This is a genomic window from Ciceribacter sp. T2.26MG-112.2, assembly GCF_900492205.1.
In the GTDB taxonomy this organism is placed as follows: Bacteria; Pseudomonadota; Alphaproteobacteria; order Rhizobiales; family Rhizobiaceae; genus Allorhizobium; species Allorhizobium naphthalenivorans_A.
Genome location: NZ_UEYQ01000008.1, coordinates 1 through 16,926 on the forward strand (window position 1 = coordinate 1; position 16,926 = coordinate 16,926).

At 59.8% G+C, this 16,926-nt stretch carries 17 protein-coding genes; 13 read left to right on the forward strand and 4 right to left on the reverse strand.

Annotated features, from left to right (window positions below):
• The first annotated feature begins 319 nt into the window (after nt 1-319).
• The gene (locus DYZ14_RS13410) at nt 320-880 is read left to right on the forward strand and encodes a recombinase family protein (protein WP_154721147.1); all 561 of its coding nucleotides are present in this window, start codon (nt 320-322) and stop codon (nt 878-880) included.
• 29 nt (nt 881-909) lie between these two features.
• Here the strand turns inward: DYZ14_RS13410 and DYZ14_RS13415 are convergent, their stop codons facing one another.
• Nucleotides 910-1,554 (reverse strand): hypothetical protein, encoded by a 645-nt coding sequence (locus DYZ14_RS13415; protein WP_154721148.1) that lies wholly within the window; start codon nt 1,552-1,554, stop codon nt 910-912.
• 326 nt (nt 1,555-1,880) lie between these two features.
• Here DYZ14_RS13415 and DYZ14_RS13420 point away from each other — a divergent pair, with 326 nt between their 5' ends.
• The 3 genes from DYZ14_RS13420 to DYZ14_RS13430 are packed head-to-tail and all read left to right on the forward strand — an operon-like array spanning nt 1,881 to nt 3,988.
• Nucleotides 1,881-2,774, forward strand: coding sequence for a ParA family protein (locus DYZ14_RS13420; RefSeq protein ID WP_210209292.1), 894 nt, complete (start codon nt 1,881-1,883; stop codon nt 2,772-2,774).
• Nucleotides 2,767-3,294, forward strand: a complete 528-nt coding sequence (locus DYZ14_RS13425; RefSeq protein ID WP_154721149.1) for a hypothetical protein — start codon at nt 2,767-2,769, stop codon at nt 3,292-3,294. Before DYZ14_RS13420 ends, DYZ14_RS13425 begins: the two co-directional genes overlap by 8 nt.
• Nucleotides 3,284-3,988 carry a hypothetical protein gene (locus DYZ14_RS13430; protein WP_154721150.1) on the forward strand — a complete coding sequence of 235 codons (705 nt, stop codon included), beginning with the start codon at nt 3,284-3,286 and terminating at the stop codon, nt 3,986-3,988. The genes DYZ14_RS13425 and DYZ14_RS13430 overlap by 11 nt, the downstream gene beginning before the upstream one ends.
• 108 nt (nt 3,989-4,096) lie before the next feature.
• On the opposite strand, the gene DYZ14_RS13435 is transcribed toward DYZ14_RS13430, so the two are convergent.
• Nucleotides 4,097-5,470 (reverse strand): tyrosine-type recombinase/integrase, encoded by a 1,374-nt coding sequence (locus DYZ14_RS13435; protein WP_332308682.1) that lies wholly within the window; start codon nt 5,468-5,470, stop codon nt 4,097-4,099.
• A 632-nt stretch (nt 5,471-6,102) separates the two neighbouring features.
• On the opposite strand from DYZ14_RS13435, the gene DYZ14_RS13440 reads away from it, so the two are divergent.
• The 6 genes from DYZ14_RS13440 (at nt 6,103) to DYZ14_RS13465 (ending at nt 13,431) form a co-directional block, all read left to right on the forward strand.
• A complete protein-coding gene (locus DYZ14_RS13440; RefSeq protein WP_154721152.1) occupies nt 6,103-7,632 on the forward strand; it encodes an ABC transporter substrate-binding protein in 1,530 nt (509 codons plus the stop codon).
• A gap of 69 nt (nt 7,633-7,701) precedes the next feature.
• Nucleotides 7,702-8,640 carry an ABC transporter permease gene (locus DYZ14_RS13445; protein WP_154721153.1) on the forward strand — a complete coding sequence of 313 codons (939 nt, stop codon included), beginning with the start codon at nt 7,702-7,704 and terminating at the stop codon, nt 8,638-8,640.
• Nucleotides 8,641-8,651: 11 nt separating this feature from the next.
• The gene (locus DYZ14_RS13450; protein ID WP_154721154.1) at nt 8,652-9,503 is read left to right on the forward strand and encodes an ABC transporter permease; all 852 of its coding nucleotides are present in this window, start codon (nt 8,652-8,654) and stop codon (nt 9,501-9,503) included.
• Between the two features lie 14 nt (nt 9,504-9,517).
• The gene (locus DYZ14_RS13455) at nt 9,518-11,158 is read left to right on the forward strand and encodes a dipeptide ABC transporter ATP-binding protein (protein WP_232365544.1); all 1,641 of its coding nucleotides are present in this window, start codon (nt 9,518-9,520) and stop codon (nt 11,156-11,158) included.
• Nucleotides 11,159-11,272: 114 nt separating this feature from the next.
• Nucleotides 11,273-12,202: a MurR/RpiR family transcriptional regulator gene (locus tag DYZ14_RS13460; protein ID WP_232365545.1), complete on the forward strand. Its 930-nt coding sequence runs from the start codon at nt 11,273-11,275 to the stop codon at nt 12,200-12,202.
• 38 nt (nt 12,203-12,240) lie between these two features.
• Nucleotides 12,241-13,431, forward strand: a complete 1,191-nt coding sequence (locus DYZ14_RS13465; RefSeq protein ID WP_154721156.1) for a serine hydrolase domain-containing protein — start codon at nt 12,241-12,243, stop codon at nt 13,429-13,431.
• 61 nt (nt 13,432-13,492) lie between these two features.
• Here DYZ14_RS13465 and DYZ14_RS13470 read toward each other — a convergent pair whose 3' ends face one another.
• Together DYZ14_RS13470 and DYZ14_RS13475 are read right to left on the reverse strand one after the other, a co-directional pair.
• Entirely contained in the window at nt 13,493-14,866 is a 1,374-nt protein-coding gene (locus DYZ14_RS13470) for an ATP-binding protein (RefSeq protein ID WP_154721157.1), read from the reverse strand.
• A complete protein-coding gene (locus DYZ14_RS13475) occupies nt 14,863-15,522 on the reverse strand; it encodes a response regulator transcription factor (protein ID WP_154721158.1) in 660 nt (219 codons plus the stop codon). Before DYZ14_RS13475 ends, DYZ14_RS13470 begins: the two co-directional genes overlap by 4 nt.
• 132 nt (nt 15,523-15,654) lie before the next feature.
• Here DYZ14_RS13475 and DYZ14_RS13480 point away from each other — a divergent pair, with 132 nt between their 5' ends.
• From DYZ14_RS13480 to DYZ14_RS13490, 3 genes are all read left to right on the forward strand, one after another.
• A complete protein-coding gene (locus DYZ14_RS13480) occupies nt 15,655-15,945 on the forward strand; it encodes a PepSY domain-containing protein (protein ID WP_154721159.1) in 291 nt (96 codons plus the stop codon).
• A gap of 115 nt (nt 15,946-16,060) precedes the next feature.
• Nucleotides 16,061-16,420, forward strand: coding sequence for a hypothetical protein (locus DYZ14_RS13485; protein WP_154721160.1), 360 nt, complete (start codon nt 16,061-16,063; stop codon nt 16,418-16,420).
• A 30-nt stretch (nt 16,421-16,450) separates the two neighbouring features.
• The gene (locus tag DYZ14_RS13490) at nt 16,451-16,921 is read left to right on the forward strand and encodes a DUF2271 domain-containing protein (RefSeq protein ID WP_154721161.1); all 471 of its coding nucleotides are present in this window, start codon (nt 16,451-16,453) and stop codon (nt 16,919-16,921) included.
• Nucleotides 16,922-16,926 lie beyond the last annotated feature (5 nt).

The window sequence follows — 16,926 nt, forward strand, 5'->3', positions numbered from 1 at the left end:
CCCCTTTGCGTCCCCCTTGTCGGCCCCCGTCCCCATGATCTGGGGCTGGAGCTTATGGGGGGGGCGGATGTTCATGGCAAAAATCCGAGAGCCCAATCAGAAGGGTGGAACTCGCCACATCCCCCCCTTGGGGTTGGTCGTCCGAGTGCAGTGACGGGGAAGACCGGGTGGCCAGACAGACGCTAGGTGCCAATAGACCACGCCCTAGTGACTCCCCCGGTCTGGGATCGGGAATGGTGCCACATGAGTGGTTATTGACTTTTGAAACTGATAGTGCCACAATGTCTAAAATTCATCTGGCACTTTCGGAGCTTCACCCATGCCCTCGACCGTCATCGGCTATGCCCGTACCTCTACCCTCGATCAGACCTATGGCCTTGCTGCCCAGCTTCGCGATCTTGAGGCTGCCGGCTGTGATAAGGTGTTTCAGGAACAGGTCTCCTCAGTCGACAAGAACCGGCCAGAACTGGAGCGGGCCTTGGAGTATGCCCGAGAGGGAGACGTGTTCGTTGTCACCAAGCTGGACCGCCTTGCCCGTTCCATGCCCGATCTGGTCAGGATCAGGGATACCCTTCAGGCCAAGGGCGTGACGCTGAAGATCCTGGCCCTTGGGATCGATACCTCGACACCCACCGGCAAGCTGATGATGAACCTGCTGGGGTCCATTGCCGAGTTTGAACGGGACATCATGCTGGAGCGGCAGCGGGAAGGCATTGCCAAGGCCAAGGAGGAAGGCAAGTACAAGGGCCGCGCACCGACTGCCCAGCGCAAGGCCGATGATGTCAGGAAATTGAAGGCCGAAGGGAAGACGGCGGAACAGATCGTGGAGGCTCTGGGGGTAAGCCGCTCCAGCGTGTTCAGGATACTGAAGGGGGCGTAATAGCCCGGTCAGGCAGTCCGATGGGGAGATTATGTATTTTCTTCACGGGGAGTGCTGACTTGCAGGTCTGCTTGCTCCAGAGTTCGGATTACCTCATGAGCAATCTGCCGCATGGAGTAAAGCTCGACACCGAGTATCGGCAAGTCCGTCCCCCCTGAATGGGTGGCCAACCACCCAATCGAGTTCCGTTTTCTGAGGTCGCTGTAGGCCTCGTCAAGTTCGGGATCGACGTGCGCTCCGCCGTCCTTATTCGAAAGCGTCAAGACCAACGATCTACGAGTAAATGATCGCTTTTCCCTGTCTGCAATCACAATCTCCTCCCACCAATCCTTGAAGTTCGTCAGCCGAGTGCCCTTCGGATTGCGGTCTAGGTGGGCATAATACGAGACTCCGGCGGGTCCAAACTCCAGCCCCACGAGACCGTGGGTCGAAAGGAGGTTCCTCGGGTCATATGGAAGGGCGGTGTTTAGAAAACGCCGTTGTCGCATACCGAGCTGAGCTAACAGCGAGTGGGAATTGGCAGTTTGGTGAAGTAATACCCGGGTTGTAGCGGCCATTCTCTTCGCTTCTCCAGTGAAGCCCGCATCGAATGACGCTGCTGATGCCCGCAGGAATTCCAGTTGCTCTTTGAGATGTAGCAACAATTCATCTTTTGTAACTTGCACACGGGACATCACTACCTCCACTCTAAATTCATCTTTGGATTGCAGGCCGTCAATTTGCAATAAGGGTTTCACCAATCAGAGTGAAAAGGGTGATCAATCTTTGCAGAGAGGTGCCGCCCAGCGAAGACCTAATGAAGAACGGCGGAACAGATCATGGAGGCGTTTGGCATCAGCCGATCCAGCGTTTTGAGCATATTGAGGAGGCGGCCGGACGAGATAGCGCGAAACTTGGAGGGGGCGATAGTGGTTTTTCATAGCAATACGAAACCCTCTTTAGGGAAGGCTCATTGGTGCGACGGGGTATTCGAGTAGTAGTCCGCTGCAAGAGGCAACAATTGACAGTTGAGGATGGACTTTATACCCATTGGATTGTCGACAGCTTCGGGGGGGTGCGCATGACAGTCATAAGCGTTGTGAACATGAAGGGGGGCGTGGCGAAGACAACGTTGGCGACTAACCTTGCTGACACGTTAGTGAGAAGGCATCAATGCAAAGTCCTTCTTGTCGATCTCGACCCCCAATTCAACGCTACGCAGTGCCTGATCTCTCCGGAAAAATACGTGAAAGCACGTTCCGCTGGACAGCCCACAATCGTCAACATTTTTGATGACGCACCTATGGCGGTCAGTGCTGTAGGAGGCGCAAAATCACAAGCGCCCCTTGTGCTCAAAGATATTAAGCCTTGGAAAATAAAGGAGAATTTCGACCTGGTGCCGGGCGATCTAGAGCTATATCGTCTGGAGATGGGTGGAGGTCAGGGCAGAGAGCAACGTCTCAAGAGATATCTCGAAGCTATCGGCGCAGACGAGAAGTATGATTTTGTCATCATCGACACGCCACCGACACCTTCCCATTGGATGATGGCCGCACTGCTCGCATCAGATGGCTACATCGTACCTGTTAAACCGGAGCCCCTTTCTCGGACCGGCATTGATTTGTTGCGAGGAGTTGTTGAACGGTTTTCTCAAAACTATGGGCACCCTATTGAATGCATCGGGGTTGTCCTGACAATCGTGGAAACGAACACCCTTGTGTATAGAGAAGCGGTGGATTTTCTAGATAAGAACCCAGTGTGGGCCGGAAAGCGATATGCAGCCTCGTTGCCCAAAAGAGTAAAGCTTGCGAGAGCGCAGGGAAACCAAGCCTTGATTTTTGACCTGGACGATAGTGACCTCAAACGCGGTATAGCCGGTATTGCCAAAGAGTTCACGGAGAGAGCTGATGGCTAAAAGAGCGGAGAGAAAACCGAGCTCACGGTCCGACAAAACGCGTGATGTGCGCACTGCTGGGCGTTTTCTGGAAGAGTTGTCATGGCTCCTTCAATCGTACTCACATCTGGACTTCAAGGTGTTAGGCGAGGCAAACTTTCAGACCGCTCCGCCTGAGTCGCTGCGAAAAGCCGCCTCCAGCAACGGTAACATCCAGTTCTTGGTTGGCTCGTTGCCAATCATATTCAACAATGTCCGCTATTTTCCCAGCAATGAGGACATTGCAGACTTTGCAAATGGCGCTCTAGGCTTAAACATCCCGCGCTGGGAGAAGCGCTCTCGTTACGAGCTAATTGGCCTAATTGTCTGCGAAACTGCAAAGCTGGATGATCAAAGGTTGGGGCGTCTCGTAGAGGCCATAACTCGAGTCACACAAGAAGACCCGGGCATTGACGCCATAGTGGCAGATCGTCGAGCCAACAGCCTAAGTTGGAATGAGCTGATCCAAATTCTTACACAGCGCGGCCTCGATGAAGCTTAACAAGAAGGAGGCAGAACTGGAGTTCGTGGATTTTCTTCGAAAATTCGATCTAGGGCCCATTTCGGAAACGCCAAAACTGCAGAGCAATATTGGAAAGTGCTTCAGATATTATTATCCATTGCTGCTGCTTGAGGCGCACTTCCCTAAAAAAACACCATGGAAAAAGAAAGATAAGAACGAGGAATTCCACCTATATTTTCGCGAGGCGATATCTGACATATGCCAATCCATCTTCTTGGCAAGCAGCGGCTTCTATAAATCGTCCCAACTGACGTTGAGGAGCGGGCTAGAGAACTGGATGCGGTGTTTAGGCCTTGCTGAGGACCAGGCAGTACTGGCCCTTAAGTCGACATACGAGCTGCTCGATTTGGTAGGTAGCGTCCCTGCCATCAAGGACAACAAGATAGCAAAAGGTTACTTCAACGATTTGAGGAGCCGATATGCCTCTCTGTGTGGCTATGTCCACACGGCGAACGCGTCACATATGGCGCTTGTAATAGCCGCAGGGGAGTATCCTCGTTACGTGGAGAAGGAGGCGGATGAAACTTTCGCCGCGATCTCCGAGGTCTGCAGTAAAATTCTGTATTTATTCTGCATCGTAGCTGAGAAAACATACAGAGGTCTTCATCACCGTCATTTTGACTTGGTCAGCGATGCGCTTCCTAAGACCTTAAAGAAGGCCCTAAATACCTGATTGTTCTCTCGCCCCACGAATGCGCAAGAGTCGGCTGCAGCCATAGCGCACGAAAACGTGGCCGCGGCGTGAACGGCAGAAGACCGAGCGTTTAGTACTGAGAGCTGATCACATCGGAGGCATCTTAACCGCTTCAATACATTCCCGCATCTGCTCCACTGTGAGCCCTCCAAGATACACGCCAGCCGCCACGCTCTGCGGCTTGTGCCCGACCACGATCTGAACCACCAGTTCAGGCTGGCCCGCTTGAAGCGCCTTCGTGATGAACCATCGGCGGAACGAGTGGAAGTTGACGCGATCTCTGCGCTTGCCCTCCACCGGATCAACGATGCCGGAGGCCCTGCGGTAGTAGGTGAAGGCCTTGACTGCCGGCATGGACCGTTCCTGCGGCTTGTCAGCGGCCACGGGAGGGCATTCGGGGAATAGATCGTCGTCAGGCTGTTTGCCCTCCACAAGCCGCTCCATTGTCGATTTCAAGGCGCTGTGAATGGGAACCAGTCGGGAAGCCTTCTCCCGCTTCTGTGGCTTGAAACGGATGTTCCCGTCCTCGGTGATGTCCTTGCGCTTGAGGCTGATGATGGCATCGATGCGGGCACCTGTCAGGGCACCGATCAACATCACGTCCTTGAGATAGGGTTGGTTGGGTTGGCCGCTGAACAGCTTCACCATCTCGTCGTCAGTGAAGGGCCGCTCCTTCTCGTCCTCCTTCGGCTGGACCTTCGGCAGCGATTGACGGGACCAAGGAGAGCTATCAAGCTCGACATAGCCGCGCTTCTCCAGCCAGAACCAGAACTGTGACAGGCAGGACAGATATTTGTTGATGGTCCGGTTGGTGAGCGGTCTGTCAGGGTTGGCCGCGAGGTCACCGATGAACTGGCCAGCCCTCTTGCGGGTGATGGCCTCGATAACGAAGGGCACACGCTTGTCCTTGCACCAGTCCTCCAGCGCGTTGATCGCCCTGCCGCTGTCGCTCTTGGTACGCGGCGACCACTTGACCTGAGCATGGAAGAGATCCAGCGGCTCACGAACGGGCGTCTCCTTTCCGAGGGCAACGCGGAGAAACTGGCCAGCCTTCTTCTCGCTGTGCGGGTCGAACACCGGACGGTCCGTCTCCTCGTCAATCCCGATTTCAGGCCCCCTGATCCGTTCGGCCAACTGAAAGATGCCTTCCTTCTCCAGCTCGAAGTCGTCGGTGCCTTCGTCTTGGGACTGGAGATTGCTTCGAAGATCAAGGGCCAGACTGGTAAGCTCCCGATCAGACATCGAAGGTGCGGCAGCGATCCCCGCGACTGTGGCCTTCGGCAGCCTTCCTTCCCGGGCGGCTTGGATCATTGCGAGGAACTCGGCCACGACGGCATGTTTCTTCCGCTCCGCCTCGGCTTGGCTGTGGGTCTCAAGGGAGCGCTTCAGGCGGGTTTTGCCGATGGTCTTGACCAGCTCTCGGGGGACAGGAACCGTCACCCTCCAGCCCCCGTTGTTCATCTTCTCAAGGTAGGTTGGCGCACGACTGCGAGACAAGGAATGTACCTCAAAATGCCCTGTTGAATGTACCCTACCTCTATGAAATCAATGAATGTTTTTCAACATCAAATGCTTAGGTGCGTACCCCATGAGGGTCCAGGTTCCCCAGCCAACTATCCCTAAAAGACCTTAGTTCCTTGATTTTCCAGTCGTGCCGGATATCGTTTTGGCATCATTGGCGACCTGATGGCCACAGGTGATGTCCGTTATCCATGCGCGGGGACAGCCTGCGATCCGGTTTCAAAGGTCAAGAGCCAGTTGGCGTCCTTCACGAGGCTGCGAACCCCGTTCGCCGCGACAACGTCTCCTGCCGGCGTCCACGAATTCCCCCATTTGGCCGAACCACCGCAATCGGTCCCAGCCTTGGATAGACCGAGTGCCTCCCTGCATTGCCAGTGGTCAGTTCGCCATGCGGCCGAAGGCGGAATCCTCGGGAGGACGGCCTGGGTGCCCTGTCCATGTTGCCGTTCTCGCACCCGTGAGCGCGAATGATATAAAACCATCAATTCAGTTGACTCCTGTTGAAAATATAACATAGGCTACCTGCAAGGGCTCAGAACACTGATGCCGAACAAAGCCAGGAGAACATAAAAATGGGGAACTTTAGAAAAGTCAGCCTGATCACCGCCGGGCTCGTCGCCGCGATCGCGGGGCTTGGCGCCTTGCCGGCATATTCAGCCGATGCCATCAGGATCGTCTCGCCGTACCAGACGACGACGCTCGATCCGATGCGTTCCGCCGCGGCCGGCAACATCGAGACCTATGGCCAGCTCTATTCGCGCCTGTTGCTGCGCAATCCGTCCACCGGCGCCCTCGAGCCCGGACTGGCGCAAAGCTGGGACATTTCTGCCGATGGGCTCACATACACTTTCCATCTGCGCGACGCCCTCTTTTCGGATGGCTCGCCGATAACGGCTTCCGACGTGGTGTTCAGCCTCGAGCGCATCCGTGGCGACAAGCAGTCCGCATATCCCGCTCCCCTGGGCGCCGTCGAATCGATGTCGGCAGCCGATCCCAAGACGGTCGTGGTCAAGCTGAAGTCCCCCTTCGCGCCGTTCCTCGGCAATCTCGAAATCTGGAACATGGGCATCGTGTCCAAGGCCGACGTCGAAAAACGGGGGCCTGAGAAGGCATTTTCCACCGAGCCCGTGACCTCCGGGCCGTATGCCGTCAAGGAGTGGAAGCCCAACGAGATGCTGGTATTGCAGCCGAATGCCCATTATTGGCGCCAGGGCTATCCGAAGTCCGACGCGACCGTGGAACTTCGCGAAGTCGCTTCACCGGAGACACGGATCGCAATGCTGAAGGCCGGAGAAGCCGACGTCATGCGCGCTGTCCAGTGGGCGCAGATCGATGATCTGAAGACAGCCGAAAAGATCGACATGCGGCTCGAGCCATCGACCACGATCTATATCACCTTGCTCAACAGCAAGCGCGACCCCTTCTCCAATATGATGGCCCGGCAAGCGGCCGCTTACGCGATCGACAACAAGGCGATGGCGGCGGCGATAACCCGTGGCTATGCCCAGCCCGCCAATACGACCCTGCCGGGCAGCATCGACTTCCACGACAAGGACTATCCGGGCATTCCCTACGATGTCGCGAAGGCGAAGCAATTGCTGGCCGAATCCGGCATGGTGGGCCGCGAGGTGAAGATCCTCGCGACCTCCGGAGCCACCGAGCAGCAGATGGCACTTCTCCTCCAGGCGCAGTGGCAGGCGATCGGCCTGAAGCCGGTGATCGTGAACGTCGATTCCGGCGCCTGGTGGGACGCCACCGGCAAGGGCGACTACGATGCGGCCGCCAACTGGTGGTATAACGAAACCCCGGACCCGGATCTCGCCGTTCGCTGGGCCGTGTGCGGATCATGCGGTTCGAATTCCTACAACACCTTCTATTCCAATCCCAAGGTCGATGAACTCGTGGAACAGGGGACGAAGGAGGGCGATCGCGCCAAGCGCGCCGAAATCTACAAGGAGATCCAGAGGATCACCACCGAGGAGGTCGCGCAGATTCCCCTCTACTACGCCCCGAATGCAGTCGCCTATTCGAAGCGCCTCGAGGGGATCAAGCTGACACCGTCGTTGCAGTGGACGCTCGAAGAGACGACCATCGCCAAGTAGGCAAAAGCGAAACGGCGGTGTGCCCATCCGGCAGGCACACCGCCGTTCCTCCTTCCGTGGAGAATGTGATTGAGCCTTTTGTTTCTCGTGATGAGGCGGTTGTTCCAGCTTTCCGGCGTATTGATCGGGATCAGCGTCGTGACCTTCCTGCTGCTGCATCTTGCGCCCGGCGATCCTGCCCGCCTGCTTGCGGGCGCCCGCGCGACCCCCGAAACGATCGCGGCTATCCGCGCGGAGTATGGACTGGACCAGCCGCTGTGGCGGCAATACGCGACCTACTTCTTGAGCCTGCTCGGGGGCGATATCGGCCAATCCCTGCGGTTCCAGCGGTCGGTCAGCGAATTGATTTCGCAGTTCATGTGGCCGACCCTGTTCCTGACGGGCTATGTGATGGTGCTCGCGGTCCCGACGACGGTCGCTCTGGCGATCGCCAGCGCTCGCAAACCGGGTAGCGCCGCAGACCAGGCCATCCGCATTATCGGCATTGTCGGCCTCACCATTCCCGTCTTCTGGCTCGGCATCATGATGTCGCGCTTTTTCGGGGTGGCTCTCGGCTGGTTTCCCGTCTCGGGCTACGGAGACGGCTTCACCGGCCATCTGCACCACCTGTTTCTGCCCGCACTTTCAACGGCCATCTGGCTTGTGCCGGTGCTGACACAGAGCCTGCGCGCCGCCCTGATCGAGAAGACTACCGCCGATTTTGTCACGGCTGCACGGGCTCAAGGGGCGAGCGAGCGAGAAATATTCTGGGGCACGATCCTGCCGAATGCGGTTCTGCCGACGCTGAACCTGCTCGGCGTCCTGGTGGCCTTCATGATCGGCGGCGCCATCATCGTCGAAACCGTCTATGCGGTCCCCGGCCTCGGCTCCCTCATGGTGAGTTCGCTTCTCGGGCGGGACTATTACGTCGTGCAGGGACTAACCCTCGTCTTCGCCTGCTCGACGGTTCTCGTGACGTTGGCGGTCGATCTGATATCGGCATTCATCGATCCGCGTATCCGATTGTGAGGAAAACCATCATGTCGAATGTTCCAGCCTCCACCGAGGCAGCGCCGCGTGCAGTCAACCTCAGCCCGCTGATGATGATCGCGGTCACCATACTGGGCGGATGGTCGCTCGTCGCGCTGATGGCCCCGCTGATCGCGCCCTATGATCCTGACGCGATCGATATCAGCAACATGCTGACCGGTCCCAACAGTGCGCACTGGTTCGGTACCGACCAGGTCGGCCGCGACGTCTTTTCGCGGGTCATCCACGCCGCGCGCGTCGATCTGTTTCTCTGCGTGGTCGGCGTATTGCCACCACTCCTGATCGGCACTGTCGTCGGCCTGCTGAGCGGCTACTTTGGCGGGGTGATCGATAGCCTGTTCATGCGGCTGTACGATCTGACGGTGGCCTTTCCGTTCTTCGTCCTCGTCCTGGCGATCGTTGGCGTCCTGGGACCGGGCCTCGTCAACTTCGTCATCGCCCTCACGCTCGTCGGATGGGTCAGCTATGCGCGGCTGGTCAGGGCGGAAGTACTGACGGTCCGCGAAAGCGAATACATCCGGGCAGCGGAATGCCTCGGCTATCCACGGAGAGCCATTCTCTTCCGTCATGTCCTGCCGAATGCCTTCGGACCGGTCATCGCCTATGCCGTCAGCGACGCGGTGCTCGTGATGCTGGCTGGCGCAAGTTTCGGTTTCCTCGGCATGGGCGCCCAGCCGCCGCTCGCAGAATGGGGCGTGATCATCGCCGATGGACAGGCCTTCGTACAACAGGCCTGGTGGATTTGCCTGTTTCCCGGCCTTGCCGCCATTTCGCTCGGGCTCGGCTTTGCCTTCCTCGGAGACGGCATAGGACAAATGCAACGCAGCAAGGTGGCCATTTGAACATGACGAGCAACATGCCACCCCTCATGCAAGTGGAAAACCTCACCGTCGCCTTCGGATCTTTCATCGCCGTGAAGGGGGTTTCGTTCCAGGTCATGGAAGGGGAAATTCTCGGCATCGTCGGGGAGAGCGGTTCGGGGAAATCGATTACGTGCCGTGCCCTGATGGGCCTCCTGCCCGCGCTCGCCACAGCGGAAGGAAGCGTGCAATTCCGGGGCCGCGACTTGCTCGGCCTGGAGGAGGACGAGTGGTGCTCCTTGCGTGGCAGCGAAATTGGAATGATCTTCCAGAATCCCGCCTCCCATCTCGACCCGCTGCGCCGGATAGGCCAGCAGATCGCCGCGCCCATGATCCGGCATCTGGGGCTTTCCAGACGGGAAGGCATGCGCCGGGCGGTGAGCCTTCTCGAGGATGTCGGCATACGCGATCCGGAAAAGCGGGCCCGATCCTATCCGCACGAGTTCTCCGGCGGGATGAAACAACGCGCGATGATCGCCGCGGCGATCGGTTGCGGTCCGAAACTGCTGATCGCCGACGAACCGACGACGGCGCTCGACGTCACGGTCCAGGCACGCATCCTCAAGCTCCTGCAGGAGTTGAACCGGAAGCGCGGACTTGCGGTGATCCTGATTTCTCACGATCTTGCAGCAATTGCCGCGATCTGCACGCGAATTGTCGTGATGCGCAATGGCGAAATCGTCGAGCAAGGACCCGCGGACGAGATCATCAGCCGACCGAAACATGCCTATACCAAGCTTCTCGTCGCTTCCCAGCCCGAACGCGCGAGTTTTACGGTTGACAGCCCTCCGCAGGCCGTTGCGCCCTTGCTCAGCATCGAAAGGCTCTCCGTGTCTTTTCCTGCCAGACACCGTCTGATTGGAAGACGGGACAGCAAGGATGCGCGATCTTTCCTGGCCCTGGACGGGATCGACATGCAGATTTCAGCCGGAGAAACGATCGGTATCGTGGGCGAAAGCGGGTCCGGCAAGAGCACGCTCGCCCGGGCGATCGTCCGCCAGAACAGACCGAGCGCCGGGGTCGTTCGCCTCGATGGCCAGGACGTTCATGCCCTACAGGGCAGGGACCTGACCCGCTTCAGGCAACGCGTCCAGATGGTTTTTCAGAACCCCTACGATTCGCTCAATCCGCGGATGAGCGTGCGCGAAGCGGTCGCCGAGCCGCTCTGGAGGCATGGAATAACCGATCGTCGCAGCGCCTATCTTCGTGTCGATGAACTGCTTGAAATGGTCGATCTGCCAAGTGCATTGCACGATCGCAGGCCGCGCCAGCTCTCGGGCGGCCAGTGCCAGCGTGTCGGTCTGGCCAGAGCGCTTGCCCTGAAACCGCAATTGCTGATCGCCGATGAGATCACGTCCGCCCTGGACGTGACGACACAGGTGCAGATCCTCGAACTCCTGGCTCGCCTGCAACGCGAACAGGAGCTCACGCTTCTCTATATCTCCCATGACCTTGCGGTGGTGAACAGCATCTGCGAGCGGGTATATGTCTTCAAAGGGGGACGGATCGTGGAGAGCGGGCCGACACAGCAGGTTCTAAACGACCCGCAACATCCCTACACGCAGGAACTCGTCGGTTCGGTGACGCATCATTGGCCGCCACTTCCGCCATCGGAAGGAGCTGGCCATGCGGCGTGATGATCACGGTCGTCATGACGGAACAAGCTCAAGCCAACTTGAAACGTCGAACGAAAGCATGCGGAAAAAGGTAGTATCAATCGCGCATGCAGTGAAATTTCAGGAGCTTTCAACGTGACAGGGACAAATGACGAGCGGCCGGCCGACGGGCAGGAACAGGGCGGGGAAAAGCTGGACATCGAGGCGATACTGCGCGCTCGAATGGATCAGTTTTCCCCGTCCGAGCAAAGCCTTGGTGCCTACATGCTCGACAATATCCAGCTCCTGCCCTTCGAGACAGGCGCCAGCATCGCACGCGCTGTCGGCGTCAGCGAAATGACCGTCACCCGCTTTGTGCGGAGCCTCGGATTCGAAAGCCTGCGGGACATGAAGAACCGCATGCGCGAATCGGTGACCGAAAAGGATGGGGAAGTCGACGACTACATGGGCCGCTTCCAGGTCCGCAACAACCGACAGCGGGAACTGCAGGAAAGCCTCCGGCTGGAACTGGACGCCATCGTGAAGGCGTATGCGCTCGCGTCAACCGACCTCTGGGACGAGGCAACCACCTTGCTTGCCAAGACCCGGACAATCTACGTCGTGGGCTTCGAGGCATCCAAGGGACTGGCGACGGATTTCGCCACGCGCCTGCTCTGGGCACGCCCAAACGTCATCTTCGCGGACAACGCCACCGGCACCTTCGGCGAAATCATCTTCGCCGATCCGAAGCAGACTCTTGTCGTCCTGGTCGACACGGCCGCCTATGCGACGCGCGGGGTGAAACTGGCGGAAAAGCTGAAGGCTATGGAGATGCCGCTCATCATCGTCACCGACAAATACAGCCACTGGGGCTTCACCTTCACCCGGCTCGTTTTCGAGGCGCATACGCATGTGAAGACATTCTGGGATTCGACCGCGAGCCTCGGGGTCATCCTCAACCTCATGATCGACTCCGTTGCGGTCAAGCTCGGACCGAAAGCCAAGCGCAACTTCGCGGAGATGAGCGAACTCGGGACATTGTTTGGCGAGTTCGTGGGTGGAAGCTATCTGCGGCGCAAGGATTGAGCCGCCAAGAATACAAACTGCAGCGAGAGCAAGCGAACATGAGAGCCGACAGTGATATTGCGTTCCGCGATCCGACCCAGCCCGGGTCCTCCCTCATTCCCAGGGAAGATTGGGACCGCGCACCCTGGAACCGCTGGTCGTTCCAGAACCTGCGTGAAATCGTCCCGACCGCGCGGGTTTGGCGCGGCGAAGGACCGGTAAGCCCGCTGCCGGCGTCGCCTCGGGATATCGATTCTCTCGCCTTCGAAATCGACGGGCATCGCGATACGATCGGTCGCCATATTGAGGCGAACTTTGCGGATGGCTTTCTCGTCCTGCACCGCGGCGAGGTCGTCGCCGAGCGATATCTGAACGGCATGACCGAGCGCACTCTGCATCTGTCGCAATCGGTCTCCAAGTCGATTGCGGGCACGGTCGCGGGCATACTTGCCGATCGCGGCGAACTCGATGTCGAGGCGCTCGTCACCCGATACCTTCCGGAACTGGAAGACACGGCTTATCGCGGCGCTACGGTCCAGCACGTGCTGGACATGACGAGCGGCGTAGCGTTCGACGAAACCTATACCGCGCGCGATTCCCACATGGCCAAACTGGATGTCGCCTGCGGATGGAAAGCGGGCAGTGACCCGTCGTGGCCGAAGACCGTCTGGGAACTGATCCTGACCCTGAAGGAAGTCGAATGCGCTCACGGGACGTCTTTTCGCTACCGCTCGATTGAAACGGACGTGCTCGCCTTCATACTGCAGCGTATCAGCGGCATCGCGCTTGCGGATCTGGTCGCACGTGAATTGTGGGCGCCGATGGGCGCACAGGAGGACGCCTGTTTCACCGTCGATCCGTCAGGCTACGCGCTCGCCAGCGGCGGCTTCAATGCAACCTTGCGGGACTATGGCCGCTTCGCTTTGCTGCATCTTGGTGATGGAGAAATCAACGGAAGGCGCATCGTGCCGGCCACCTGGATCGACAACACGCGCCGTGGCGGAGGCGGTCCATTCGGCGGGGTCTACCGTGAAGTGCTGCCGCACGGCGCCTATCACAACCAGTTCTGGATCGAGGAACCTCGCCGGCAGACCTATATGGCGCGCGGCGTCTTCGGCCAGATGATCTACCTGGATCCCGGCGCCGAATTCTCAGCCGTCGTACTTTCCAGTTGGCCGGAGTTTCTGGATGTCAGACGCTCGCGCACCACCTTGGCGGCGCTGCACGCCATTCGCGAGGCCTTGGCCTGAGACGGAGAATTCGGGTCTTGTATTTGCCTGTGGCGCGCCCTTGAACACCGTATCGGCCAGTTCAGGCTCTTTCCGCTCGAGAAATTGGAAGCTGGACCGCCGCCCGGACCCCGCTGTCGCGCCCGGGGATGGGAGAGGTGATCGAGAAATGCCCACCGGCGCGCTCGGTGATTGCCTTGACGATGGCAAGACCCAGCCCGCTGCCCTCTGCGGTCGTCGTGCCACGCTCGAAGCGCTGGACCAGCTTGCCTATGATCTCGGGCGATAGCGCCGGCCCTTCGTTGCAGACGCAAAGCTCGCCTGCCGCATCGAGCGAGACGATGACGGGCCGATCCTCCGGGCCATGACGCAGGGCGTTCTCGATGAGGTTGCGGCAGAGAATGCCGAAGGCGTCGGGATCGAGGTCCGACAGCACAGGACCGGACGGTAGCGACACCTCGATCCGGTGGCCGGCGCCGCAGCGGGCGAAATCCTCCGCGACCAAACGCAGAATGGGCCGCAGATCGGATGGAGCCTCCAGCCTCAGGCGGCCGCCCTCGGCCCTTGCCAGTTGCATCAGTTTCTCCGACATGCGCATCAACCGCTTGAGGGTCGACTCGATCTCGATCGCTCGCTGCGCGGCAATAGCGTCCGTCGTTTCCGACTGGATGCGCTGCGCCTGGGCGATGGCGCCGGCAACCGGTGTGCGCAGTTCATGGGCAGCATTGGCGGCGAAATTGCGCTCCGCCTCGAAGGCTTGCCTCAGCCGTGCGAGCAACTGGTTTACGGCGCCGGTGATCGGCTCCAGTTCGCTCGGAAGCCCGGTATCGGGAAGCGGCGACAGATCCTGCACGCCGCGCGTTTCGAGAGCGCCCTTGAGCTTGCGCACCGGACGCAGGCCGTCGCGCGTCGCAAAGGCAATGGCGCCGAGGCTGAACGGGATCACCACGAGCAGCGGCAGCGCGAGGCTGAGCAGCATGCTGCGCCACACCTCCGCCCGGTGATCGACCGGCTCGGCCACCGAAATCGTGACGCGCCCGTCGCGCGCCTGGTCCGAATAGATGCGATGGGTCTTTGTATTGCTGAACCCGACACTCTCGAAGGGCGGGAACTGGAAGCCGTCCGATCCGCGGGATTGCAGCAGAATCTTGCCCTTCAGGTCCCGAACGACGTAGGTCACCGGCTCCTCGCGCTCGTCCAGCCGCTCGATATGTCGAGCGTCCTCGTCCTCTTCGTCGTCGTCGTCGCCAGGATCATCGTCATTGCGCTTTCGAAGGTCGTGCAAAGCAAGCGGCAGGATCCTTTGCGCCGTTGCTTCGAGGTCCTTGTCGAAGACCTCCTCCATTTCGTGGCCGAGCCGGTTGGCGGTCACGGAGGCTGCGGCAAGCCACAGGACCGTAACCGAGAGGCCGACCGCCAGCGCCAGCCGTGCCTGAAGCGAACGCGGCGCTCTCATAACCGCCCCAGGCGATAGCCGAGACCGCGTTCGGTTTCGATCACGTGCGCGCCAAGCTTCTTGCGCAAGCGACTGACATGCACCTCGATCGCGTTGCTGTCGATCTCGGTGTCGAAGGAATAGAGCCTTTCCTCAAGCTGGTTCTTGGAAAGCAACTGTCCGGGACGTTGCAGGAAAGCCTCGAACAACACCCATTCGCGCGCGGTCAGGACCACAGGCCGGCCATCCTTGAGGATGCTGCGCGCCGCGACATCGATCTCCAGCGGGCCGAGCGTGATCAACGGATTTGGATTGCCGACATAGCGCCGGGCCACGGAGCCGATGCGCGCCGAGAGTTCGGCAAGGTCGAAGGGTTTGACCATGTAGTCGTCAGCCCCGGCATTCAGGCCCTCGATCCGGTCGGAGACCTGGTCGAGCGCAGTGAGGATGATGACGGGGGTGACGTCCCCTCGCCCGCGCAGAACCTTGAGGAAGGGAATGCCGCGCCCGTCGGGCAGCATCAGATCAAGGAGAACGAGGTCGTAGACGGCGCTTGTCAGCGCGTCGCCCGCCCGGTCGAGCCGCATCACCCAATCGACCGAATGGCCGTCGGCGGCGATCTGGTCGCGAACGGCAGCGCCCAGCACGGTATCGTCTTCGACCAGCAGCACCCTCATCGCTCTTCCTCGTCATTCCGTCACCAGCTTTAGTCCATCGCCCAGCTTACGGGAAGCTGAAGCCGGGTCGTACCCTCTGTCAGCGACCGGTCAGGTTCAAGTCGCCAATCTCCTCTCGTCCGAAGCGGAGACATGACCGTGACATCTCGAACCGTCCTGACAGCGACACTGATCGCACTTGCAGCCGGCCCGGCGCTCGCCGAGGACGACTGCAACATTCCGATGGCGAACTGGCAGCCGCGTGAAGCCGTCCGCGCCATGGCCGAGCAGCGCGGCTGGCAGGTGAGGCGCATCAAGATCGATGACGGCTGCTACGAGATCCATGCGGTCGATGCCGAGGGCCGGGCGTTCGAGGCAAAGATCGATCCGCAGACGCTCACGGTCCTAGAGTTCGAGAACGACGACCGCCACCACCATCGCTAGCCGAGCCTGCCGATCGCTCCCTGACGGGAAGCTGAAGAAGATCGGCTGCCGCCGTCAGGAAGCGATCAGGCAGAGCGGGTATTCCAGAATTATCCCTCATCAAAGGAGCCTACCCATGAACAAGAACCGCAGATTTCTCCTCGCAGCCCTCCTGTCCGGCACCGTGCTTGCGGCCGCCGGCGCCATCGCAGGTCCCTTCGCCGTCTTCGGTCCGCCCGTCTCCGGCGACGTCGCAGCCGGCGCACCCGTCCACGTCGACTGGGACGAGGAGGATGACGACGGCTGGCAGAAGGACCAGCGGCGCCACGACGACGGCGACGACGACGACGATGATGATGACGATGACGATGATGACGACGATGACGACGGCCGGAACGGTCGCTCGCAGCCCTCGCCGGCCCCCGTCGGTACGGTCGCACCACCGAATAACGGGCTGATCCTCCAGGGCTCGACCCCGAAGGTCCAGGTCAACTGATCTCCTCCCATTGATCAAAGGAAACAGACGATGAAGTCCATTCTTGCAGCCCTCACAGTCACCACCGCGCTCGTCCTGCCCGGCATGGCTCTCGCCCGCGAGGTCACGCTCACCACCAACCTTAAGAACTACGGCGGCGACGGCGCCTATCTCGCCTACTACGTCACCGCCACAGACGGGACCTATGTCGGCAGCCTGTGGATGGCGGGCGGCAAGGCCAAATACTACGAGCACCTGAGCGGGTGGTACCGAGCCTCCGGCGGCAATACCGCCGAGATCAGCGGTATCACCGGTGCGAGCGTCGGCGCCGGCCGCTCGCTCGCCATCACGCTCGACCTCGCCGACACGTTGTTCGACGCCGGCTATGAACTGCACATCGACGCCGCCGTCGAGGACATGCGCGACAGCCCGTCGGAGATCGTCGTTCCGCTGACGACCGAAGGCGCCGGCAAGCCCGTCTCCGGCAGCCGCTACATCGCCGACTTCACCTACGGACTTTAAGCAGA